Genomic DNA, 22907 nt, shown 5'->3' on the forward strand with positions numbered 1-22907 from the left:
AGTTAATCCATTAAATATTTGCAATTAATAAAATTATTATTTAAATTAAATTAAATTAAATTAAATTAAATTAAAAGTTATTGATTTACTTGTTGTTTTGCTTGGGGGTTTAATTGATTTTGTTAATTTTTGGTTTGGGTTAATATATTTTTAATTAACTATTTTTAGCAGTGACAAATTAATGTTAGTCAATGTGACATGATACTATTATTATATAAAAATTAGAAAATCATGTTGACAACGACTACTTTGATTTATATTGTTTGTGAAAATATTAACCTGTCATTTATTAGCTCATTTTTTTTGGTGCATTTTTAATTTTCAGGAATGATCATATGTACATATGTCAAAAAAAATTTCCAGATAGTTAGGGGTAATTGTTATTCAAATTATTATCTTTTAAGCGCCGATGAATGGCTTAGTATTAAATATTCATAAGGTTAGAACATATGAAACGTGTTCTGGTGGTGTCGTATTCTCAAAGTGGTCAATTGATCGAGGTGGTGAAGAGCTTAATCGCACCTCTGCATGAATCTGACGAGATATACATTCGTGAAGTCGTTCTGAAACCGATTCCAGAATATGAATTTCCCTGGTCGTTTTCTAAATTTATTAATGCTTTTCCTGAAACAGTGCAGTTACATCCACCCGAAATAGCACCTTTACATTTGGAAGATGAAGAACCTTTTGATTTGGTGATATTGGGCTACCAAGTTTGGTATTTGTCACCATCTCTTCCAATAACAGCATTTCTTAAGAGCGAAGAAGGAAAACGGTTACTTAACGGTAAGCCGGTAGTGACGGTTATAGCTTGTCGAAACATGTGGCTGATAGCCCAGGAAACGGTCAAAAAATTTTTACACGAAAGTGGAGCGTACTTACGCGACAATGTGGTTTTTGTTGATAAAACAAACTTCTTTGTAACATTGTTCACAACCCCGCTATGGTTAATGACAGGAAAAAAACAGCCTTTTTCTAGTGTACCGCCAGCTGGGGTGTCAAAGGAAGATATTCAAGGAGCTAAACGTTTTGGAGATGCGTTACTAACAGCTCTTAAAGCGGATAAAGAGAAAGATGATGCCCCAATGTTGAAAGGCTTAGGGGCGGTATTTGTAGATAAATCTTTTATTTTCGGTGAGCGTTCTATACATCGAGGATTTAGATTTTGGTCCGGGTTTATTTACCGTGTAGGTAAACGAGGAAAGTGGGTAAGGCGTTCTCTATTGACTCTGTTTGTGATCTATTTGGTATTGATGGTGTTGGTGGTTTTGCCCATTTCAATCGTTGTTCGCCGTTTACTTACAATATTACTTAAGAAACGTCTTAATGAATTACAAAAATACTATGAACAACCATCCGGTTCTGCCCGCTATGATAATAAAGGAGATAGATAATTAAATGAGTAATAACGTTTATATCACTAAAGTTTCCGCCTTTATGCCGGGAAATCCAATAGATAATGACACAATGGAATCTGTCCTTGGTTTTGTTGGTAACAAACCATCAAGATCTCGCCATATAGTACTGCGTAATAATGGTATCAAGTACCGCCATTATGCACTGGACCCGGAAACTGGTGAGACAACCTATTCAAGTGCTCAACTGGCGGCTGAAGCAATAAAAGGTTTGGTCGATGAACATTTTTCTTTAGATGATATGCAAAGTCTGGCAGCAGGTTCAGCTATCCCAGATCAGATTATACCTGGCCATGCTGTTATGGTTCATGGTGAACTCAAGAATGAACCCTGCGAAATTGTTTCAACTTCAGGCTCTTGTATTGTGGGCATGACAGCGATGAAATATGCTTATTTGTCTATTCTCTCGGGAACGACAGATAATGCGGTTGCAGCAGCATCGGAAATAGCTTCATCTGTACTACATGCGCGTAATTTCCAGAATGAAAGTGACGCTCGGGTTGCTGAGTTGGAACTGCGTCCTGAAATTGCTTTTGAGAAAGATTTTCTGCGCTGGATGCTTTCAGATGGTGCTGGTGCTGTTTTGCTCGAAAATAAACCGCGGGCTGATGGTATTTCGTTACGAGTTGATTGGATAGACATGTACTCTTTTGCTAATGAGCTAGATACATGTATGTATTCTGGTGCAGAAAAATTAGCAGATGGCAGTTTAAAAGGTTGGTCGCAAATGAATCCGGCTGATTGGCTTGCTTATTCTGTTTTCTGTATTAAACAAGATGTTAGACACTTAAATGAGCGGGTCGTTAAATATACGCTTAGTGAACCTCTGAGAAGAACTGTAGAAAAGCGTAATTTATCAGCAGACTCCATTGATTGGTTCTTACCTCATATATCATCTGAATATTTCCGTATGAAAATGTCAGCAGGTCTTGATGATATTAATTTTAGTATTGATCAGGGGCGTTGGTTTACTAACTTAACGACTAAAGGGAATACTGGGTCCGTTTCTATTTATATCATGCTGGAAGAGCTTGTTAATTCGGGTAAACTGAAAAAAGATCAAAGTCTTTTATGTTATATCCCGGAAAGTGCCCGGTTCTCAGGGGCATTCATGCACCTAACTGTTGTATAAATATCTAATCTTATCAATGATATACCCTATTTATTTCAAGATGGATCGCGACGGCAAGGGAGCGAATCCCCGGGAGCATAGGTAACTCTGTGACCGGGGAGAGTGAATGCAGCCAACAAAGAGGCAACTTGAAAGATAACGGGTATAAATGGGGAAACAACAAGTTTCCCCGTGTAATTAGTACATTAGGAAAATAATAGCGTGGAAAATTTAGAGAATCATGTTAAAAGTGTTGTTGCAGAACAACTTGGAATCCCTGAAGCCCAGATTCTTACCACACAGACATTTGAAGAATTGGGCGCCGATTCGTTAGACAATGTGGAGCTGATTATGGCTCTGGAAGAACATTTCGGGATAACGATTGATGATTCAGAAGCGGAAGAAATGGTAACTATACAAAACGCCATTGATTGTATTCGTCTGAAATTAGAATCTGCTAGCTAACAATTTTGGTATCCTTCAGTAAAAAAGGCACATATGGTTATCATGTGTGCCTTTTTCTTAGGGTAATCCAGAGCTATTTGAACAGATCTGCACTGATAGTAGCGGTTCCACCAGTGGATTGCCATTCACGGGTAATATGATAATACTTAGCGCCTTTAGCCGCCGCACGTTTAGCAACTTCATAGGAAACATCAGTCATGCTGTTGTAGTAACCTGAGAAGGTAATGGAATCAAAAGGTACCATCTGAGCAGCACTAACCTTATTCAATTCCTGGATTTTCGTACCATCAGGGAGAGTGACAGTGTAACGTTCACCTCTAGAGTACTGAGTTTCAAAGAAACGACCAACAGAATTACTGGTTGACGTTGAAGAGGCTAAACCTGGAATTTCCACTTTCTTAGCCGTTTCGCCGCCAGCGGCCAGTGCAGCACGTCCTGAGTCTGAATCAGCCGGGATAACTGCTTCGTTAGCTTGAATTTGGCGTTTTGGGGCATCTGCTTTGTAAACATAAGCTGTAACCGTTTGATTGCCACCATCATTGGTTGAGAATTGACGCACAATAAAGAAAGAATCAGCATCTTTTTTCTTTGCTTCTTTTGCAATGGCTTCGTTCAAATCTGGTTCACTGGAGTAAAAACCACTGATGGTTACGGTATCGAATGGCTCCAGTGTAATTGCTTCTGTTTTGGGTAATTCTTTAATACCGCGAAATATACGATATTTAGTTGAGTTATCAACTTTTTCTGCATCTTTGTGATACAGATCAGCTACAACGCGCAGGTTACCGCTATTATTCAGATCGTCAAGGCTTTGGATATAGAACCCATCTGCGCCCATTTTATCTGCCCGACGGGAAACGGCATCAGCAGCTTCATAAATAGCATTAAAAGGACCTGTAACTGTAATACGTTTGAATGGTTTCAGTTCTGCTGCTTTCTCCGGGGATAATTCCTGGGCTGCCTGAGCAATGGTAATACTAGTTAATGAGAGCACCGCAACTGCGATGATCGTTGTTTTCAGCTTCATAAAAAAATCCTTCCGCCTTGCGCATTAAATATATTTATAACTTGCTGAACATCGTTGTGTATCACATAGCCCACAATTATTACATGTAATAATAGCTAATGTCCCACGAATTTATGCTATCAGTATGAATGAATACAAATTTATAGAATATGACACCATAAATTTTCATCAACATAGCGAGTGACCTGGTTAAAATTGCAATTTATTTTGGTAATACTATTTAGCTATTTTTCTTACTCAATTAGTGATGGATCACCGATAGGATTTTCCGTTGGTTATTAAAATATTCATTGATAGATTTTGCTAATGGCAGTAATAACGTTAATTTAGTCGATAAATTGACCTCAACAAGCAATAATCGTCATTAATCTTAAGCCTTAATAAGGGGACATTATGCGTATTGGTGTACCGAAAGAGCGACTTACCAATGAAGCACGTGTTGCAGCTACGCCAGGTACTGTGGAGCAACTGCTGAAATTGGGATTCAATGTCGTTGTTGAGAATGGAGCAGGGCTATTGGCCAGCTTCGGAGATAGTGCTTACCAACAGGTAGGCGCTGAAGTTTCTGATCGTAATGATATTTGGTGCTCAGATGTCATTTTAAAGGTCAATGCGCCTGATGATGACGAAATAGCATTAATGAAAGAAGGGAGTACGTTGGTCAGCTTTGTTTGGCCGGCACAAAACCCTGAGTTAATGCAAAAATTGTCTGATCGCAAAGTAACGGCTCTGGCTATGGATTCAGTACCGCGTATTTCCAGAGCACAGTCACTGGATGCGCTAAGCTCTATGGCGAATATTGCAGGTTACCGGGCAATAGTGGAAGCCGCTCATGAATTTGGTCGTTTCTTTACGGGTCAGATCACGGCAGCCGGAAAAGTCCCGCCAGCCAAAGTGATGATTATTGGTGCTGGTGTCGCTGGTTTGGCTGCTATTGGTGCTGCGGGTAGTTTGGGGGCTATTGTTCGCGCATTTGATACCCGTCCTGAGGTAAAAGAACAGGTTCAGAGCATGGGGGCAGAATTTCTGGAACTGGATTTTGAAGAAGAGGCCGGCAGTGGTGACGGATATGCAAAAGTCATGTCCGAAGCTTTTATCAAAGCTGAAATGTCGCTTTTTGCTGCACAGGCAAAAGAAGTTGACATTATTGTAACCACTGCTCTTATTCCTGGAAAACCGGCTCCAAGTCTTATCACCAAAGAGATGGTTGAATCTATGAAGCCGGGTAGCGTGATTGTTGACCTGGCAGCTCAAACGGGTGGTAATTGTGAATTAACGCAGGCAGACAAGTTGGTTGTTACAGCCAATGGTGTAAAAATCATTGGTTACACAGATTTGCCAAGCCGTTTACCAACGCAATCCTCACAACTATACGGTACCAATCTGGTTAATCTGCTCAAGTTACTGTGTAAAGAGAAAAATGGCGAAATCAATATTGATTTTGACGATGTTGTTATTCGCGGTGTGACAGTAGTAAAAGAAGGGGAAATTACCTGGCCGGCGCCACCCATTCAGGTTTCTGTCCAGTCGAAGGAAAAAACAGCACCTGTTAAAGCAGAAAAACCAAAGTCCCAACCCACTTCTCCTTGGTTAAAATATGGTTTGTTGGCACTGGCTATTATCCTGTTTGGTTGGTTAGCTAATGTCGCGCCAAAAGAGTTTTTGTCTCACTTTACTGTATTTGCATTGGCCTGTGTGGTGGGTTATTACGTGGTCTGGAATGTCAGCCATGCCTTGCATACACCGCTAATGTCGGTAACTAATGCGATTTCGGGAATTATTGTCGTTGGCGCGTTATTACAAATTGGTGATGGTGGATGGGTCAGTTTCTTTTCATTTATCGCTATATTAATTGCCAGCATTAATATCTTCGGTGGTTTCACTGTGACTCAACGCATGCTGAAAATGTTTCGTAAGGACTAAGGGGTAACTTATGTCGAGTGGAGTAGTTACAGCGGCATATATTGTTGCCGCTATCTTATTTATTTTTAGTCTTGCAGGCTTGTCACGTCATGAAAGCTCCAAACGTGGGAATATTTTTGGTATTACCGGGATGGCAATTGCATTGATTGCGACTATCTTCGGGCCAGATACCGGAAGTGTTGTTTGGGTTATTCTAGCGATGGTGATCGGCGCGGTTATTGGTATTCGCTTGGCAAATAAAGTTGAAATGACTGAAATGCCGGAACTGGTCGCAATTTTGCACAGCTTTGTCGGCTTAGCTGCTGTATTAGTCGGGTTTAACAGTTTTATTGCTCACGATAGTTTTGCTGAACCGATAATGGAAAATATCCATCTGACAGAAGTATTCCTGGGGGTTTTCATCGGTGCGGTTACCTTCACAGGTTCTGTTGTCGCATTTGGTAAATTATGTGGGAAAATTTCTTCTAAACCGCTGATGCTACCAAATCGTCATAAATTAAATCTTGCAGCATTAGTTATCTCTTTTGTATTGCTAGTTACTTTTGTGAAAACGGAAAGTATCGGTTTACAAGTATTCACGCTGTTAATTATGACTGCAATTGCACTGGCGTTTGGTTGGCACTTGGTGGCTTCTATCGGTGGGGCAGATATGCCGGTAGTGGTTTCAATGTTGAACTCCTATTCTGGTTGGGCGGCAGCGGCAGCTGGCTTCATGCTGAGCAATGATTTACTGATTGTAACGGGTGCGCTGGTAGGTTCTTCAGGGGCGATTCTGTCTTACATCATGTGTAAGGCAATGAACCGTTCTTTTATTAGTGTAATTGCCGGAGGGTTTGGTACTGATGGTTCTTCAACCGGTGATAATCAGGAGATGGGAGAATACCGCGAAACCACGGCTGAAGAAGTTGCTGAGCTGCTGAAAAATTCAACTTCTGTCATTATCACACCGGGATATGGTATGGCTGTTGCACAGGCACAGTACCCGGTACATGACATCACCGCCAAACTACGTGAAAAGGGGGTTAAGGTTCGTTTTGGTATCCATCCAGTGGCGGGACGTCTGCCTGGACATATGAATGTACTGTTGGCGGAAGCAAAAGTTCCTTATGACGTTGTTCTGGAAATGGATGAAATCAATGATGATTTCTCTGATACCGATACGGTACTGGTCATTGGTGCTAACGATACCGTTAACCCGGCTGCACAGGAAGATCCAAACAGCCCGATTGCTGGTATGCCAGTATTGGAAGTCTGGAAGTCACAGAACGTTGTTGTGTTCAAACGCTCCATGAACACAGGTTACGCTGGTGTGCAGAACCCGCTATTCTTTAAAGACAACAGCCAAATGTTGTTTGGTGATGCGAAGGCAAGCGTAGAAGCAATCCTGCGTGCATTGTGATTTTTTATCGTTATAACTACAAACCCCACATAAATATTTTGTGGGGTTCTAATTGCATATTTTGCTGAACGGGCATTATACCTTCCTGAACGAGGGTAAAATTATTGACCTCGATGCGCTTATAGCGGAGCTAAATTTAGGGTGACGGAGTTTTCTGGGATTTCGGCTTACAACCCCATGATGATCAGATGTGCCGTTGATAATCCATAGATTTGTGTAAGACTCTTACGATAATGATCCCATTTGCAATTAAACGAAAAAAGATAATGTGTGAAGCAACCGGGAATGCCTTTAGCCCAAGTCGAATATGGCTGTAATTCCGGGCCAAATTCTTGATAACTGTATTCAAAAATAGCCTCTAAATCCTGTTCAGCTTTAGGCTTTAGAAAAAATGTTTTACTGGACATTGTGTGTTTTATTTTTCATACGTGTAAGGAAAGTATTGAGATCCCACGCTATAACTTCTCCACTGTTATCACCTTCATCAATTAGCTGACGAAGTGCTTCAAGTTTGGACTCAGCTTGTTTTTCCTGTAATAACCGTAATCCCTCCCGAACGACTTCACTATTAGTTTTGTAATAACCTGATTCAACTAGGCTTTCTACAAAACCACATAATTCTTCGCCGGTATCTACCGTCATTGTACGCGATACCATAATACACCTCATTCAGATAATTAACATTCTATAGTATAAGACATATTCTTACACTCCGAAAGTATTCCATTACGTACATAGGGTGTTCTTTATTGCACACTCCAGATAGATGGTCACTTTACTCTTTCTAATGTTAGAGCTTTAAATGGTAATCTATTAAAATCAATATTTTCTAACTTATCAAAATAAATTCCCTATTAGGGGAATAAAGTCAATATTTTACTGTGATATTGATGCTGATCTAGTGGACGATGCTTAGTGTCCTCAAAAATTCGTTCGCAACCTACCTTAAGTAGAGCATCCGTCTGCAAAGCAATATCTTGTTCCGCTGTTGATATTCGCGCATAGCCGATCAGTGTCATTTTTCTCTTTGTTTGTCCGTTATTCCGTCCGTCTATCCTATTGTCCGAAATTCCGTTGTTCAAGTAGTTTTCGGACTATATCCGGCATGACCAGCTAATGTTCGTTTGTCGGACAACTCAGTGATCTTCTGAAAAGAATGGTGATGATAACTTCACTAGTCTGGAGGGTAAAATCAGAGTGACGGAATTTTCTGGGATTCCGGCTTATAACCCCTACTAGTAACACAAATGCTATCATTATGTCGCGAGCATAACAACATTTCTGGGTGTAATACACCGCACACATGTAAAGAATTCCGTGTTTGTTACTTAATCTCCAGCGTATCGTATCCCCGCCAGCGATAATTCATCACTGATAATGTCCAGAACAGAATGAAAATTCCAACGACCCAAAAACCAACGTTACCCATATTGTCATTCAATGCGCCAATGGTGTCCCAGAAAATGCCGTGTAAATCCCACTGGTCAGCGATAAGCCCGAGCGCTTCCAGCCCACCAATGAACAGTGCTACGGCAACGGAGGCGGCGGTAATAGTCATGTTGTAGTAGATCTTGCGCGCTGGCTGGGAAAAAGCCCAACCATAAGCTCCCACCATAACAAAATTATCCAGTGAGTCGATTAGCGCCATACCACTGGCAAATAGGGCAGGAAATACCATTATTGACCACAACGGAAGCCCACTAAGAGAGCCGACAGCGGATATACTTAACAGCCCAACTTCGGTAGCCGTGTCGAAACCCAACCCAAACAGAAAGCCAACCAGATACATATGCCAGCTTTTGTTTACCAGCCGAAACACTGAGTGAAACAAGCGGGTCATTATTCCCCCCGGCGCTGTTTCTAGTACAGATAAATCACTTTTAGCCAGAGTCCTTCCTCGTTTGATCTCCTGAAACTTCTGATAGACGCTTTTCAGTATCAGTAAATTAATCAGCGCTATTGCTAGTAGAAAACAGGCAGAAACTAAGGTACCAATAATGCCGCCATAATCATGGACCCAACCCATCTGATCTTTAAAAGCCATTGAGGTCAGGACGATAGCGAGGCAGGCCAGAATAACAATGGTAGAGTGTCCTAGGGAAAAGAAAGCGCCGACCGCAATGGATGATTTGCCTTGCTGCATCAGTTTACGGGTGACGTTATCAATTGCGGCGATATGATCGGCATCTACCGCATGGCGTAGACCATAACCGTAAGCCAACAGAGCAGCTCCCATCATTACCGCATGATGACGGAAAGCAATAAATGCCCAAATCCAGGCAAGTATGTTGGCAGCAACCAGAACAACAAGAAGAGAGAGTGCGCGTTTTTTATGCATAATAAGAGACCTATTGATATTAAACCCGCTTGCGGGTGATTTCTAAGAGAAAAAACAGTTAGTATCCGCTGTACGCAATAATGTACGGTCTTCTGCTAAACCATAATAATAGTCAACTTGTAATATTACCTTGGATAAACTTAAATAAGAGGTAAGAGGACTAACTTGTTTTAAGGAGAATATCTTAATTGACATAATATGATTCTTATGTCAAAACTTTTTTCTAAAGGATATATGACCCAGTATTCAGAATTATTTTGACATAATATTGTAACTGTATGGAATAACCAATTATTAGGGGGTTTTATGCAATTAACGCCAAGAGAAATTGAGAAACTCATGGTATATACATTGGCTGATGTTGCATTAAAGCGTAAGTCTCGCGGCTTAAAGCTCAATTACCCTGAAGCTGTCGCTATTATTACCACAGCTGCCTTGGAAGGGGCTAGAGAGGGGAAAACGTTAGAAGAAGTCATGAATGATTCAAGGCACGTCCTAACTAAAGAAGATGTTATGGATGGTGTGGCTGATCTCATTCCACATGTGCAGGTTGAAGCAATATTTACTGATGGCAGTCGTTTGGTGACTGTACATGATCCTATTCAATAATTTTCAGAATAGATTATAAATAGCAGGAAAAGTTATCCAGACAGAATATTAATTTATGGTCTTGATTCACGTCTATAACGTAGAGATTTTCTGATGAAAAATAATAATAAAGAAGATATCACTCCGTTAGGGGGATATATCCTTGCTAAAGACCCAATCTCATTTAATGAAGATTGTCCGGTTATTCAATTGAAAGTTCGTAATTCAGGTGATCGCCCTATTCAGGTGGGATCTCATTTTCATTTTTTTGAGGTGAACAACGCTCTGCAATTTGATCGCGCGTCTGCGTTCGGTAAACGACTCAATATCACTGCCACAACCGCAATCCGTTTTGAACCCGGAGATGAAATTGAAGTGTCACTGATCCTGATTGGTGGGAAACAAAATGTTTATGGATTTAATAACTTAGTTGATGGCTGGGTGGGTAAAGGCACTGTTGCTACCGGTGAGCATGTAGAAAAAATCATTGTTGTACGCCGGGCTAGCTAACGGGGTATATACCCTTCATCTTTCAAGCTGCTGCTTTGTTGGCTGCGTTCACTTGCCGCCGCCCTGCAACTTGAAATCTATTGGGTATAAAACTATCGAGTAGGGTTGACGAACATCGTAAGATCTTTCGAACAAAGGAATAAAACTATGCCAACCATTTCCCGGCAGGAATATGTGGGTCTTTTTGGTCCGACTATCGGTGATAAGATTCGCTTGGGTGATACCAATCTGTTTGTTGAAATTGAAAAAGATCTGCGCGGTTATGGAGAGGAGTCAGTCTACGGCGGGGGTAAATCTCTGCGTGATGGCATGGGTGCAGATAATCGTATGACCAGCGCAAATGTCCTGGATTTGGTGATTACCAACGTCACTATTTTGGATGCACGTCAAGGGGTAGTCAAAGCTGACGTCGGTATAAAAGATGGCCGCATCGTCGGGATAGGTAAAAGCGGTAATCCCAGTATGATGAATGGAGTTACTCCCGGTATGGTGGTTGGCGTCAGTACTGATGCGATATCTGGTGAACATCTGATTCTCACGGCGGCGGGCATTGATACCCACATTCATTTTATTTCTCCCCAACAAGCTGAACATGCTTTGTCCAATGGTGTGACGACTTTCTTTGGTGGTGGTGTTGGTCCCACTGATGGTACTAACGGTACAACTGTCACCGCGGGTCCGTGGCATATTCACCGAATGTTGCGTGCTTTTGAAGGCTTACCGGTTAACATAGGTATTTTGGGAAAAGGCCATGCTGCGGTGGCTATGCCACTGGTGGAGCAGATTAAGGCCGGAGCTGTGGGGCTGAAAGTACATGAAGACTGGGGAGCAACCAATTCTGCATTACGTAATGCCTTGCGGGTGGCGGATGAAATGGATATTCAAGTGGCAGTACATACCGACAGTTTGAATGAAGGTGGTTATGTTGAAGATACCATTGATGCTTTTGAAGGGCGCACCATTCATACTTTTCACACTGAGGGCGCTGGTGGCGGGCATGCACCGGATATCATTAAAGTTGCCAGTCAGATGAATGTGTTACCCAGTTCTACCAATCCCACGTTGCCTTACGGTATCAATAGTCAAGCAGAACTGTTTGATATGATTATGGTTTGCCATAACCTTAATCCCAATGTACCGGCTGATGTTGCTTTCTCTGAAAGCCGTGTGCGTTCGGAAACCATTGCTGCGGAAAATGTCTTGCATGACATGGGGGTATTGTCGATGTTTTCCAGTGACTCCCAGGCCATGGGGCGTGTGGGAGAAAATTGGCTGCGTGTGATGCAAACTGCTCATGCCATGAAAGCAGCCCGCGGTAAGTTGCCGGAAGATGCAGCGGATAACGATAATTTCCGGGTATTACGTTACGTCGCCAAAATTACGATTAATCCGGCGATTGCACAGGGGATAAGCCACGTACTTGGTTCAATCGAAGTGGGAAAGATGGCTGATCTTGTGTTATGGGAGCCGCGTTTCTTCGGCGCAAAACCTAAGTTGGTCATCAAAGGCGGTATGATTAACTGGGCGGTAATGGGCGACCCGAATGCTTCATTACCGACACCACAGCCGACATTTTATCGTCCGATGTTTGGCGCGTTAGGCAAAACTCTTCAAGAAACTTGTGTAACTTTTGTATCCCAGGCGGCAATGGAACAGGGGATAAAAGAGCAGCTTGATTTGGCGCGCCAGGTCATAGCGGTACGCAACTGCCGGGCTATTTCCAAGCAAGATATGGTACGTAATGCCGAAACGCCAACCATTGAAGTAGATGCTGAAACCTTTGCCGTCAAGGTGAATGGTGAATATGCCACAGTGAAACCGGTCAGGACAGTCGCGCTTAATCAGCGCTATTTCTTCAGTTAATCTATTTTTTACTGTCTGGTCAGAGAATATTTTTCTGGCTGGATTAACCGATCCACGCGTTTAGAGGATTATTTGATGATTATTATTGAACATATTCTTGGTAATGCCAAAAAAGATGTTTTCTGGCGAGATCGTTTGCAAGGGATCTCGCCGGATATCTTAGTACTTTCGCAATGGGAAGCTCAAAAAAGCCGTTGCCGTAAATCCACGCTTAATGGGTTGGATTTGGGTATTTCCCTTGACCGTCATCAGGTATTGTCTGATGGCGATATTTTATTGTGGGATGAAACCAAAAGACTGGCTGTTATTGTACAGATGAGTTTGCGTGATGTGATGGTTATTCATTTGAAGTCATTACTGTCAGTAGATTCAGAAACGATAATGAAAACCAGTTTTGAACTTGGTCACGCTTTAGGTAACCAACATTGGAAATCAGTGATTAAAAATAACCAGATTTATATTCCGCTGACAGTATCAACTAAGGTGATGGATTCAGTCATGAAAACTCACGGTTTTCATGCATTGCCTTATTCTTTTGTCAAAGGCGAAGAGATTTTGCCTTCTCTTAACAACGCTGAGGCACGTTTATTATTTGGTGGGGCAGAGGATTCCGCAACACACGTTCATGTCGATAACACATTTCTCAATCAGCATGTGATTAAACTGAAATGAATGCTCTCCGCTTAATCAGAATCATGCAATTTGCGGATTCAGTGTTGCCTGTTGGTGCGTTTTCTTTCTCAAACGGTTTGGAATCAGCTATTCAAAGCAAAATCGTCTATGACGTGGTGACGCTAAGCGAGTTTACCCGGACAGCGTTGTTACAGGCCGTTAGCGGTGATGGTCGTGCGGTCGTTGCTGCTTGTCAGGCATTGAATAGTGGACAGCATGATGCCGTTATCTCTCATGATTGGGCAGTGCTTAACCGCAAATTGAATGAAGAAGGTCGCACTATGGTAACGCGGATGGGGAAAAAGTTAGCAGAAATGGCTGTTGAGGTAACGGGTGAGTCATTGATTGCATGGTGGCTGGCACAAATAAAGAGCGATATTGCTGCTGGCACCTATCCGATTACCCTGGCGGTGGTCATGAGTGCATTGGGCGCTCCTCCGCGTGAAGTGATTGTTATGCATCAATATGGCGTTGCCATGACAATACTCAGTGCGGCTATACGTCTAATGCGTGTTACCCATATTGAGATTCAACGTATTTTGTTCTTGTTGAATCAGGATATTGAGCAGTTTTGTGACGAGGCGGAGAAAGGGGGAATTGAGCAGATGACATCTTATGCACCCGTGACTGATGTATTGGCAGCATTACATGTTAGTGCTTTTACCCGGTTATTCAGTAACTAACCTGATCCTGATATCGCTTTAAACTACGTCTTAATCGTGTGAGGAAATTCCTGTGAAAAAGATTACCCGTATTGGTATTGGTGGTCCCGTGGGTTCAGGTAAGACCGCCATTATTGAAGTTATCACACCTATCTTGATCCAGCGCGGAATAAAACCGCTGATTATTACCAACGATATTGTCACTACTGAAGATGCTAAACAGGTCAAGCGGACACTGAAAGGCATTTTGGATGAGGAGAAAATACTCGGTGTAGAAACGGGTGCTTGTCCTCACACAGCAGTACGAGAAGATCCCAGTATGAATATTGCTGCGGTGGAGGAAATGGAAGCGCGTTTTCCTGACAGCGATGTCGTGTTGATTGAAAGTGGTGGTGATAATTTGACACTGACTTTTAGTCCGGCACTGGCAGACTTTTATATTTATGTGATTGATGTGGCCGAAGGGGAGAAAATCCCACGCAAGAATGGTCCCGGTTTGGTTCAGGCCGATATTCTGGTGATCAATAAAATCGATTTGGCCCCTCATGTCGGTGCTAGTCTGGCGGTAATGGAGAGTGACACTCAGGTGGTACGTGGTCAGCGTCCTTATATCCTCACGAATTGCAAAACCGGTGAGGGTGTTCAAGCGTTGGTAGATATGATTATGCGTGATTTTCTGTTTACTCATGCGCTACAGGCGACACAATGACGTCTACGGGCTTGCAGCAAAACGCCAATGAAGCACGTCAACGCGTTCATGATCTTGGTGTCAACGCTCCGGAATTTGCGTTGTTTCAGGATGAACCTCCGCAGATGGCAAGTGGTGATGTGGGTAAAAGTGGCTATCTTCGATTGGGGTTTGCCCAGCGTGGTGAGCGCAGTATTCTGGCTCAGATGGAGCGTCAGGTTCCTTATCTGGTGCAGCGAGCGTTGTATTGGGATGAGGCATTACCCCAGATGCCGTGTGTATTTATGATCTCCACATCAGGATGCATATTGCAAGGAGATAGGCTGGCGCTGGACATTCATGTTGCTCAGGATGCGTTTGGGCATGTTACTACCCAATCGGCTACCAAGATTCATTCGATGGTGAATAATTACGCGGCGCAGGCACAAACCATCCAGATAGAGCAGGGAGGCTATCTGGAAATGATGCCCGATCCGGTGATACCTCATAGTGGCTCTCGGTTTATCACTGATACTCAAATAGTCATCCACCCAACGGCCACGCTGATTTATTCTGAGATAATCATGTCTGGCCGTAAATATCACCCAGCGGATCAGGGATTTAAATTTGATGTTTACTCATCACTTATTACGGCGATTGATTTCGATGACAAGATATTGTTTGCAGAACGTTATGTACTGGAACCTAAAAAACAACCGCTGGACAACGTAGGGGTGATGGGGCCATTTCATGTGTTTGGTAACGTAATCCTGCTGACACCTCAAGTTCATCACGATAGTATTCTGGCGCGTATAGCGCCGCAGTACGATGCTGAAACGGGTATAGCTAGCGGTGCTAGCCGCTTACCTAATCAATGTGGCTTGATATTTAAGGCACTGGGGAAAGAAACTCATCAAGTTAAAGCCAGTATCCGTCTTTTCTGGTGTATAGCGCGGGAGGAGATCCTTGGTGTTACACTGCCTGAGCCGTTTATCTGGCGTTGAAATCCAGGACAAAAATCTGGTTTTGGGTTTCATCGCTATATACTGATAACGAATGTTTTTTTATCTTGCATAGGCTATGAGCAAAAGTGACGTAGAATAAATCATTTGTGATTTATAGTGAAAAAGAGGAAATGCGATATATACCCTATGGATTTCAAGAGGCTTCGCGACGGCAAGGGAGCGAATCCCCGGGAGCATAGGTAACTATGTGACCGGGGAGAGTGAGTGTAGCCAACAAAGAGGCAACTTGAGTGATAACGGGTATAAAAATATTTGTTGGAACTATCGAATAACAAGGCCGTAAAGAAGCTTTGTTTAATGAAAGTAAATTTAAAAAACTTTATCATTTTCTCTTTTCTCTAAAAATTTTATTTTTTGAAATATTATTAATCCTATGATAATAAGATTGGAAGTGAAAACAGTTACTAAGTAGATATAACTAACTAGGCTATCTATAGCAATAGAAAAATACCAGACAGCAATTCCAGATCCAATAGTGCCAATAAACCAGGTAGAGAGTGATTCTGTATCTGGTAATTGATATAATTTTTTCATGATAAGAACTGTGCCAATAATATCAACGCATATATTTATATATATTGCTGATGATGGACTTCCTGAACCCACCCATGCAATTATGCTTATGAAAATAATCAACAATATAAATTTCTCAGTTTTATCTGGTCGCAGAGCCATATTGTATCGTAAGCCAATGAACATAATAATTATTTGGCATAATAGGCTAAAACCACATGAAATGATTACACTGTAAGTTCCAAGTGAAAGAGAAGCTATTATTGTTACCAATAGTGATAATGAAAAGCAGAGCCATCCACTGACGGATGGCTTTGTCTTCCCGTTAAATATTGATATAAAATATGGTACATATTGAGAAAAATTCAAAAACATTATGACTTCTTTCATTTTTTAGCCTTTAAAATCAATGCATGAGAAAACTGCTGCACAAACAGAGGAAGATGTTTTTCCTTCCTTAAAAAAGAAATTATATCCTCAATTGAACTTTGTCTTTTTAAAATACTGGCAAATATATTTAACCCAAAAACTTCAATTTCATTAAAGCAATTAAATTCTTTCTTTAATGATTTTAAAGACCAAAAAACAGCAGGTGCGCAAGACTTTCTTTTTTTTATATTGTTCCGTATATCATACCCGCTTTTGATACTGAAAGATTTGCCGGAAAGTAACCTTCTTATAGCAAAGCGACTGTATACCATAATAAATAGATTACCACCGGGTTTGAGTGTTCTCCACATCTCATGTATGGCATCATTATAATTAATAATGTGAGAGAAGACACCATTCAGCGAAATGATGTTATCAATGGAATTGTCCTTTATATAGGGCATTTTTGAGCAATCACCATGAATAAAATGGCATTCTGGATACTTATTTTGTGCTATCTCTAACATATTTTTTGAAATATCTATTCCTGTATATTGGCAAGGAATATCTTTCATAAGATATCTTGCCAATCCAGTACCGCAACCACAGTCTAGTACACTGCTAAATGGAGTTACTAATCTGGAAATAATGTCTTTAATAATTTCATCTTCCGCCAGGCTTATGTTGTCATTATAAAAATAATCATAGTCGTTGGCTAAATTATCGTAATATTTTTCTGTATCTTCTAAATTGTTCATTAATTTAATATCCCCCTTGAAAATATTTAGTTATCAATATTTACTTGTTTTTCCAACTGCTAAAATCTTACTTAACCTTGTGGTTACTCTCGAAAGTTAATTCATTGTATTTAAATTTTCGGGGGTTATTTCAGTTTGGAGCGGACTGTTTATCCCCATACTCGGCTGTATGCTCGAATATCCGCCGCAATTCGTTGATTAGGGTGGGTGACGCTGGCGGTGCGTCTGTCTGGTCGAGGAAACGGAAGATAACCGGAACAGACAGACAAGTACCTTACACATTTGAATTGCTATCATTTTGTTGCTGTTATTCCTTTGGCAGCTTTGATTGGACATTCAAAACCATCTGGTTTGATTGCCAGAAGGTCACATTTTAGATGGTCGATCACATGTTCTGCGGTATTTCCCAGAAAAGCAGCAGACAGTCCAGTTCTGCCAAGAATACCGAGAACAACAATACCTGCACTCATTTCATCACACATTCCAGGAATAACTTGTTCCGGTAGCCCTTCATGAACGTGAGTATATTTTTCATCAATACAGAATTTCTGGCGAAGTCCTTTCATGGCGATAAGGTGCTGACCACGCAATGCGCTGTTATAAACGCTTGGGTCGAAATCCGGTAGTTCAATACTAATATTCAGCGGTGCTACAGGATAAGCGCTGACCAAATGAATTTCTGGGTTTTTCACTATCTGATTTGCCAAGTCTTGGGTTTCCCTGACCAGTTTCAAGTTCAACTCATGGTGGTATGACTCTTCATCAGATAAGTTAACCGCTACCAGAACAGAGCCTTTATCCGGCCATATCTGATCTTTTACCATCCATACCGGACATGGGCATTTGCGTAATAACTGCCAGTCAAGTGGGGTGAAAATCAAAGATCCCAGCTTGTCATGTTTGTGTGTCATCTTCAGAAGCAAATCATGTTTATCAGCAATGACTTCCTGAACAATCGCTTCGTAAGGCCGATTGTGCCATATCACTTTTATTTCAATATCAATGCCGGCTTCCAGATAGTAGTGAGCTTGTTGCTTAAGCCAGGCTGTACGCTGGTTGATCATACCTTGACGCATAGCACTAGCTTCTTCAGGGGAAAGCAAGGTAGTCATTTCATAGGATAGATCATAAATAGGCAGAAAGGCTTTAATCCGGCCACCGTTACGTTGCACTATATAAACTGCACGTCTTAATGCCGGTTGATCATCCTGACTTGGGTCAATTGCAACTAAAAGGTTTTGATAGTTTGCCATAATGGTTCCTCACAGAGGCTAGACAAAACATTCTTCAATACTAAAGATAAACCAATATAAGCAAACTGGACAGGTCAGTGGTGAACCAGATCAACAAAATAAGATGATCTGGCTTAAAAATCAGGAAATTGAAACAGATTTTTTTCCGGCTAAGTCAGATAATGCATCCATATTTTCGATAGTGATATATTTACCTTTTACGCCGAGAGTTCCGCTTTTTTGGAAACGTCCAAGCAGACGACTGATTGTTTCAACGGTTAAACCAAGATAATTACCAATATCACTGCGGGTCATGGTTAAACGGAATTCCCTTGGTGAGAAACCGCGCTGAGCGAAACGGCGGGAAAGATTATAGATAAATGCAGCCAATCGTTCTTCAGCATTTTTCTTGGATAACAACAGTATCATTTCTTGGTCGCCTTTAATTTCGCCACTCATTAGACGCATCATTTGTTGGCGGAGATTAGGCATTTTACCAGACAGGTCATCTAATGTTTCGAATGGGATCTCACAGACCATTGATGTTTCCAGGGCTTGTGCAAAACTTGGATGCTGAGTATTAAGGATGGCATCAAAACCGACTAAATCCCCAGCGAGATGGAAACCTGTAATTTGTTCATCACCTTCTTCAGTGATGGTGTAGCTTTTAATTGTTCCAGAACGGATAGCATAAAGAGATTTCAACTCGTCGCCTGCTTTAAACAGAGTTTGTCCTTTCTGGATGGGTTTTTTACGCTCAATGATATTATCGAGTTGATCAAGCTCGTGCTCATTCAGGGTAAAAGGGATGCACAGCTGGTTAATGCTGCAATCCTGGCAGTGGATCGCACAACCACCGGACTGGATTCGACGAATAACACGTTTTTCCTGGATCATATGGCATGCTCATTAGAAATATTGATATGGCTCAACTTTAGCATCTCTTTATGATTCTGGTAAGAGCTATAATAGTTTTCTGCAATTTATTTGAGAAAATGTATTATCCTTTATCTTAGCGATAAGAAATTATCACATTAAATTATTACGTGGCGCAAAGTTGATGTTTGGTCGTTGTCATAACAAGACGGTATTCAATATCAGTGGCTTGAATTTGGTGAGGGGCTTAAGTAGGGTAAGACATACTTCTTGGCCTTTTTGGCGCTGAGGGAAAGCAAGGCGTTGCGGTATTGGGTAAAATGTTGCAATTCATTCATTAATGTTTGTAATATTACCGGCAATATGCGAACTACCCCTCAATCAGTAAAGAAAAGGTGGATAACAGTTATCTTTTAGAGTCTATCTATTTTTTTATTTCTCTGATAAGTCAGATTACGAGCCCTATAAAGGTTTATAGAGAAATAAGACAAGTCTGAAAATACGGTTTGAATTTAAGCACCTTCATTTTTGATTTTATTGTTAAATACAACTATTTGAATAATAAAATAGCAATATATAACACTAATACCGTAGATTCGGGCTATTGCATTCAGAAAATAAATATGAGAGTTTATCTTTCAATCGATATGTGGTGATCTAAATTTGTAGTGGTATAATTAAGAGGTAAAAGCACAGTGAATATAATTCTGCTAAGCACTCTCCCTATAAAATCGACATCAGACATCCTCCCAAAAATAGGTTTGGTTTTTTCAGTACACCGTTGAAACGTCAAAATATGCCAAAATATTTGTCTTGCGTTACCTGATTTCGTTTGCAACTATAGAAGACACTTTGATTGTCACGGGTTTATTTGATACTGGGTACAGCTGAATAGCATTTATCTATAAATATTAATTTGGAGTTATAATGGATAATTATAATAACGTACATGTTTTGCCGAAAAGTCAGTATTTGGCTTCTTTGCATACAAAAGCACGTAATCGTAAAGCCGAACAATCGGAGTTTGTATTTTATTCTGATCGTATCATTCGTTTATTATTAGAGGCGGCATCCGAGTTGCTCCCCTATACCTCTCATAATATTCAAACCCCAATTGGGGATATTTATAACGGAGCTATTTTAAATACTAAACTTTGTGGTGTTTCGATAATACGAGCAGGAGAAAGTATAGAAGGTGAATACCGAAGAATGTATCCTGATTTTCCAACGGGGAAAATTCTTATTCAAAGGGATAAATTAACAAAACTGCCTCATTATTATTATTCGAACTTACCTGATGATATTGCGCAGAGAACTATTTTACTTTTTGAGCCTATGCTGGCTACGGGAGGATCATTAGCTAAGGCTATAGATTTATTAAAGGAAAAAGGGGTGCCTGAAGATAATATTATTGTTGTTAATTTTCTTTCTTCTCCTGTTGGTCTTCAAAGGATCATGGCGTCATACCCTAAAATTCAACTTGTGACTTCTTCAATTGAGAATGGGCTTAATAAAGATGCTTTTATGAATCCAGGCATAGGTGATTTTGGTGATCGCTATTTTGGAACTTATCAACCATCGTGAATACGATATAACAAAAGTAGATTAATTATATTTAATATTTTCAAGGATTACATATGCCACATATTAGTATAAAACATTTTCCTGTTTATCTTTCACAAGAAGATAAAGACACCCTATCTTTAGAATTGATGAAGGTAGTAAAAAAAATGTTTAATTGCAAAGAGGATGTTATTTCCATTTCATTAGAGCCAATCGAAAAAGACAAATGGAATGAAAAGGTTTATTCCCCTGAAATTAAATTTAAAAAAACTTTTTTGATTAAATATCCAAATTACTAAGTGAGTATTTTTTCATTTTTATGATTGATGATCTTTTAAAGGTGTTTTAATGAGCAAAATACTCATCTTCGATTTGGACGGTACATTGTTTGATACCTCTCGAGCAATAGTGGAAACGTTCAATGCTGTTTTTAAGGTGTTAAATATTCCATTATCGGGAGATGAAAACATTCGCACTACGATTGGGTTACCTTTAGAGAAAGCATTTGCAACGCTTTTAAATGTATCTCCTGAAGAGGCATTAATCGCTAAAGCCGTTGAACAATATCAATTGCAGTATCGTCTATGTATTCTGCCGAAAGCAAAGGAGTTGTTATTTCCTGGTGTTGAAGATGGATTAATGACTTTAAATAAATGGGGAATAAAACTATCGGTAGCGACCAGCAAATTTACAGCAAGTGCAACAGCATTACTTCAGGCTGCGGGTATAGACGCTGTGTTTGATAGGGTAATTGGTGCTGATCATGTTTCAAAACCTAAACCAGATCCAGAATCAGGAAGGAAAATCCTGGAATACTACGGTGCTATGCCAGAGATGGCGGTCATGGTAGGTGATACAACTCACGATATTTATATGGCGAATTCAGTTGGTATGCGATCAATCGCTGTGACATATGGTATACATAATGTCTGTACCTTGGAAGAAGCTAAGCCAACCTGGATAGCTAATTGTTTTGATGATGTACTCCATATTATTGAGGAGAATATGTTTAAGTGATTAATACGATAAGAAATATTTTACTAGCAATTATTGGTGGAAGTCTACTGACGTTGATGATTTACACCAATAGCATTTTGTCGGAAAGTACAACACCCTTTTTTGCATCATGGGTAGCTCATGGTATTGGAGCGATTGTTGCTTTGATATTATGTATTATTGTATCTGCGCTCTTTTCTAAAAAAGAAACGAACGAAAAGAAACAGACGAAATCGAATATCCCTATATGGTTTTATCTCGGTGGTATTCCTGGTGCATTTACCGTTGTGTTAGCGGCTGTTGTTATTAATGGTGGACTACCGTTGTCTAGTACAATTTCATTAGGTTTAGTTGGGCAAATATTTTTTGGTTTGGTTGCTGATCATTTTGGACTTTTAGGAACAAGAAAAAGAAAGATAGTGATACAAGATTTATATGTTATTTGCTTTGTTCTATTTGGCAGTATGTTAATTCTCTTTGGGGGAAGCAACTAATGTTGAGTTTGATTTTTATTGCCTTGTTAAATGGCATATTTATCGCTGCGGCAAGAACGATTAATGGACAGTTGAGTGTCTCAATTGGTTCTTTTGGTGCTTCGCTTTGGAATCATATAGGTGGTTTTTTTCTACTCACAGTGATCTTAACGCTTTTATCGAGCTGGCAGTGGAATGAATGGGATTTTAACGCTATCCCCACAGCGGCTTATATGGGTGGGGTGTTTGGCGCTCTGTTTGTGGCAGTAAGTAGCTATATTTTTCCTAAATTAGGTGCGATGAATGCTGCTGTCCTTGTTATTGCAGGGCAAATGTTATCAGCGGTATTGCTTGATTGGCTATATCAGGGTATTACTCCCGGGTTAGCGAGGATTGTTGGAGTATTGTTTGTATTAGTTGGGATTTATCTCACTAGGAAAACGACTGAGTCAAAATAAGAAA

The 22907-nt window shown here is 40.6% G+C and carries 26 protein-coding genes; 17 read left to right on the forward strand and 9 right to left on the reverse strand.

The annotated features are described in order from the left end of the window. Window positions 1-449 precede the first annotated feature (449 nt). The 3 genes from stlC to stlE all read left to right on the forward strand — a co-directional run bounded on the left by stlC (window position 450) and on the right by stlE (window position 2991). A complete protein-coding gene (gene stlC / locus C5469_RS02705) occupies window positions 450-1394 on the forward strand; it encodes a stilbene biosynthesis aromatase StlC (protein ID WP_166301982.1) in 945 nt (314 codons plus the stop codon). A gap of 4 nt (window positions 1395-1398) precedes the next feature. Next, window positions 1399-2547, forward strand: a complete 1149-nt coding sequence (stlD, locus tag C5469_RS02710) for a beta-ketosynthase StlD (RefSeq protein WP_166301985.1) — start codon at window positions 1399-1401, stop codon at window positions 2545-2547. A gap of 201 nt (window positions 2548-2748) precedes the next feature. Beyond that, window positions 2749-2991, forward strand: a complete 243-nt coding sequence (gene stlE, locus C5469_RS02715; protein WP_166301988.1) for a stilbene biosynthesis acyl carrier protein StlE — start codon at window positions 2749-2751, stop codon at window positions 2989-2991. Between the two features lie 73 nt (window positions 2992-3064). Here the strand turns inward: stlE and ydgH are convergent, their stop codons facing one another. After that, window positions 3065-4018, reverse strand: coding sequence for a DUF1471 family protein YdgH (gene ydgH, locus C5469_RS02720; protein ID WP_166301991.1), 954 nt, complete (start codon window positions 4016-4018; stop codon window positions 3065-3067). 393 nt (window positions 4019-4411) lie between these two features. Between ydgH and pntA the strand changes: the two genes are divergently transcribed. Beyond that, window positions 4412-5941 carry a Re/Si-specific NAD(P)(+) transhydrogenase subunit alpha gene (gene pntA / locus C5469_RS02725; RefSeq protein ID WP_166301994.1) on the forward strand — a complete coding sequence of 510 codons (1530 nt, stop codon included), beginning with the start codon at window positions 4412-4414 and terminating at the stop codon, window positions 5939-5941. A gap of 10 nt (window positions 5942-5951) precedes the next feature. Beyond that, window positions 5952-7340 carry a Re/Si-specific NAD(P)(+) transhydrogenase subunit beta gene (gene pntB, locus C5469_RS02730; protein ID WP_166301997.1) on the forward strand — a complete coding sequence of 463 codons (1389 nt, stop codon included), beginning with the start codon at window positions 5952-5954 and terminating at the stop codon, window positions 7338-7340. A gap of 184 nt (window positions 7341-7524) precedes the next feature. Here the strand turns inward: pntB and C5469_RS24390 are convergent, their stop codons facing one another. From C5469_RS24390 to C5469_RS02750, 4 genes are all read right to left on the reverse strand, one after another. After that, complete coding sequence (locus C5469_RS24390; RefSeq protein ID WP_166302000.1) at window positions 7525-7689, reverse strand: type II toxin-antitoxin system RelE/ParE family toxin; 165 nt, start codon at window positions 7687-7689, stop codon at window positions 7525-7527. A 47-nt stretch (window positions 7690-7736) separates the two neighbouring features. Then, complete coding sequence (locus C5469_RS02740) at window positions 7737-7997, reverse strand: type II toxin-antitoxin system ParD family antitoxin (protein WP_242689377.1); 261 nt, start codon at window positions 7995-7997, stop codon at window positions 7737-7739. A 197-nt stretch (window positions 7998-8194) separates the two neighbouring features. Next, entirely contained in the window at window positions 8195-8359 is a 165-nt protein-coding gene (locus C5469_RS24675; protein ID WP_479687566.1) for a recombinase family protein, read from the reverse strand. A gap of 305 nt (window positions 8360-8664) precedes the next feature. Then, complete coding sequence (locus C5469_RS02750) at window positions 8665-9678, reverse strand: HoxN/HupN/NixA family nickel/cobalt transporter (protein WP_166302006.1); 1014 nt, start codon at window positions 9676-9678, stop codon at window positions 8665-8667. A gap of 306 nt (window positions 9679-9984) precedes the next feature. On the opposite strand from C5469_RS02750, the gene C5469_RS02755 reads away from it, so the two are divergent. The 7 genes from C5469_RS02755 to C5469_RS02785 all read left to right on the forward strand — a co-directional run bounded on the left by C5469_RS02755 (window position 9985) and on the right by C5469_RS02785 (window position 15644). Beyond that, on the forward strand, window positions 9985-10287 hold the full coding sequence (locus C5469_RS02755) for an urease subunit gamma (protein WP_054476505.1): 303 nt from the start codon (window positions 9985-9987) through the stop codon (window positions 10285-10287). A 93-nt stretch (window positions 10288-10380) separates the two neighbouring features. Then, the gene (locus C5469_RS02760; protein WP_166302009.1) at window positions 10381-10776 is read left to right on the forward strand and encodes an urease subunit beta; all 396 of its coding nucleotides are present in this window, start codon (window positions 10381-10383) and stop codon (window positions 10774-10776) included. A gap of 147 nt (window positions 10777-10923) precedes the next feature. After that, complete coding sequence (locus tag C5469_RS02765) at window positions 10924-12639, forward strand: urease subunit alpha (RefSeq protein ID WP_166302012.1); 1716 nt, start codon at window positions 10924-10926, stop codon at window positions 12637-12639. 75 nt (window positions 12640-12714) lie between these two features. Beyond that, window positions 12715-13311: an urease accessory protein UreE gene (locus tag C5469_RS02770; protein ID WP_166302015.1), complete on the forward strand. Its 597-nt coding sequence runs from the start codon at window positions 12715-12717 to the stop codon at window positions 13309-13311. Beyond that, on the forward strand, window positions 13308-13994 hold the full coding sequence (locus tag C5469_RS02775; RefSeq protein WP_166302018.1) for an urease accessory protein UreF: 687 nt from the start codon (window positions 13308-13310) through the stop codon (window positions 13992-13994). Before C5469_RS02770 ends, C5469_RS02775 begins: the two co-directional genes overlap by 4 nt. 52 nt (window positions 13995-14046) lie before the next feature. Next, window positions 14047-14682: an urease accessory protein UreG gene (ureG, locus tag C5469_RS02780; protein WP_166302021.1), complete on the forward strand. Its 636-nt coding sequence runs from the start codon at window positions 14047-14049 to the stop codon at window positions 14680-14682. Then, the gene (locus tag C5469_RS02785) at window positions 14679-15644 is read left to right on the forward strand and encodes an urease accessory protein UreD (protein WP_166302024.1); all 966 of its coding nucleotides are present in this window, start codon (window positions 14679-14681) and stop codon (window positions 15642-15644) included. The genes ureG and C5469_RS02785 overlap by 4 nt, the downstream gene beginning before the upstream one ends. 330 nt (window positions 15645-15974) lie before the next feature. On the opposite strand, the gene C5469_RS02790 is transcribed toward C5469_RS02785, so the two are convergent. The 4 genes from C5469_RS02790 to C5469_RS02805 form a co-directional block, all read right to left on the reverse strand. Then, a complete protein-coding gene (locus C5469_RS02790) occupies window positions 15975-16568 on the reverse strand; it encodes a hypothetical protein (protein WP_166302027.1) in 594 nt (197 codons plus the stop codon). Continuing rightward, window positions 16565-17305 carry a class I SAM-dependent methyltransferase gene (locus C5469_RS02795; protein ID WP_166302030.1) on the reverse strand — a complete coding sequence of 247 codons (741 nt, stop codon included), beginning with the start codon at window positions 17303-17305 and terminating at the stop codon, window positions 16565-16567. The genes C5469_RS02790 and C5469_RS02795 overlap by 4 nt, the downstream gene beginning before the upstream one ends. 293 nt (window positions 17306-17598) lie before the next feature. After that, window positions 17599-18558 carry a universal stress protein UspE gene (uspE, locus tag C5469_RS02800; protein ID WP_166302033.1) on the reverse strand — a complete coding sequence of 320 codons (960 nt, stop codon included), beginning with the start codon at window positions 18556-18558 and terminating at the stop codon, window positions 17599-17601. A gap of 120 nt (window positions 18559-18678) precedes the next feature. Then, window positions 18679-19434, reverse strand: a complete 756-nt coding sequence (locus tag C5469_RS02805; protein ID WP_166302036.1) for an FNR family transcription factor — start codon at window positions 19432-19434, stop codon at window positions 18679-18681. A 906-nt stretch (window positions 19435-20340) separates the two neighbouring features. On the opposite strand from C5469_RS02805, the gene upp reads away from it, so the two are divergent. The 5 genes from upp to C5469_RS02830 are packed head-to-tail and all read left to right on the forward strand — an operon-like array spanning window position 20341 to window position 22903. Beyond that, window positions 20341-20997, forward strand: a complete 657-nt coding sequence (gene upp, locus C5469_RS02810) for a uracil phosphoribosyltransferase (protein WP_166302039.1) — start codon at window positions 20341-20343, stop codon at window positions 20995-20997. Between the two features lie 53 nt (window positions 20998-21050). Continuing rightward, a complete protein-coding gene (gene pptA / locus C5469_RS02815) occupies window positions 21051-21275 on the forward strand; it encodes a tautomerase PptA (RefSeq protein WP_166302042.1) in 225 nt (74 codons plus the stop codon). 49 nt (window positions 21276-21324) lie between these two features. Beyond that, window positions 21325-21993 (forward strand): HAD family hydrolase, encoded by a 669-nt coding sequence (locus C5469_RS02820; RefSeq protein WP_166302045.1) that lies wholly within the window; start codon window positions 21325-21327, stop codon window positions 21991-21993. Then, on the forward strand, window positions 21990-22466 hold the full coding sequence (locus C5469_RS02825; RefSeq protein ID WP_166302048.1) for a DMT family transporter: 477 nt from the start codon (window positions 21990-21992) through the stop codon (window positions 22464-22466). Before C5469_RS02820 ends, C5469_RS02825 begins: the two co-directional genes overlap by 4 nt. Then, entirely contained in the window at window positions 22466-22903 is a 438-nt protein-coding gene (locus tag C5469_RS02830) for a DMT family transporter (protein ID WP_166302051.1), read from the forward strand. Before C5469_RS02825 ends, C5469_RS02830 begins: the two co-directional genes overlap by 1 nt. The last annotated feature ends 4 nt before the right edge of the window (window positions 22904-22907 follow it).

This window comes from Photorhabdus cinerea (genome assembly GCF_011189575.1).
Classification (GTDB): Bacteria; Pseudomonadota; Gammaproteobacteria; order Enterobacterales; family Enterobacteriaceae; genus Photorhabdus; species Photorhabdus cinerea.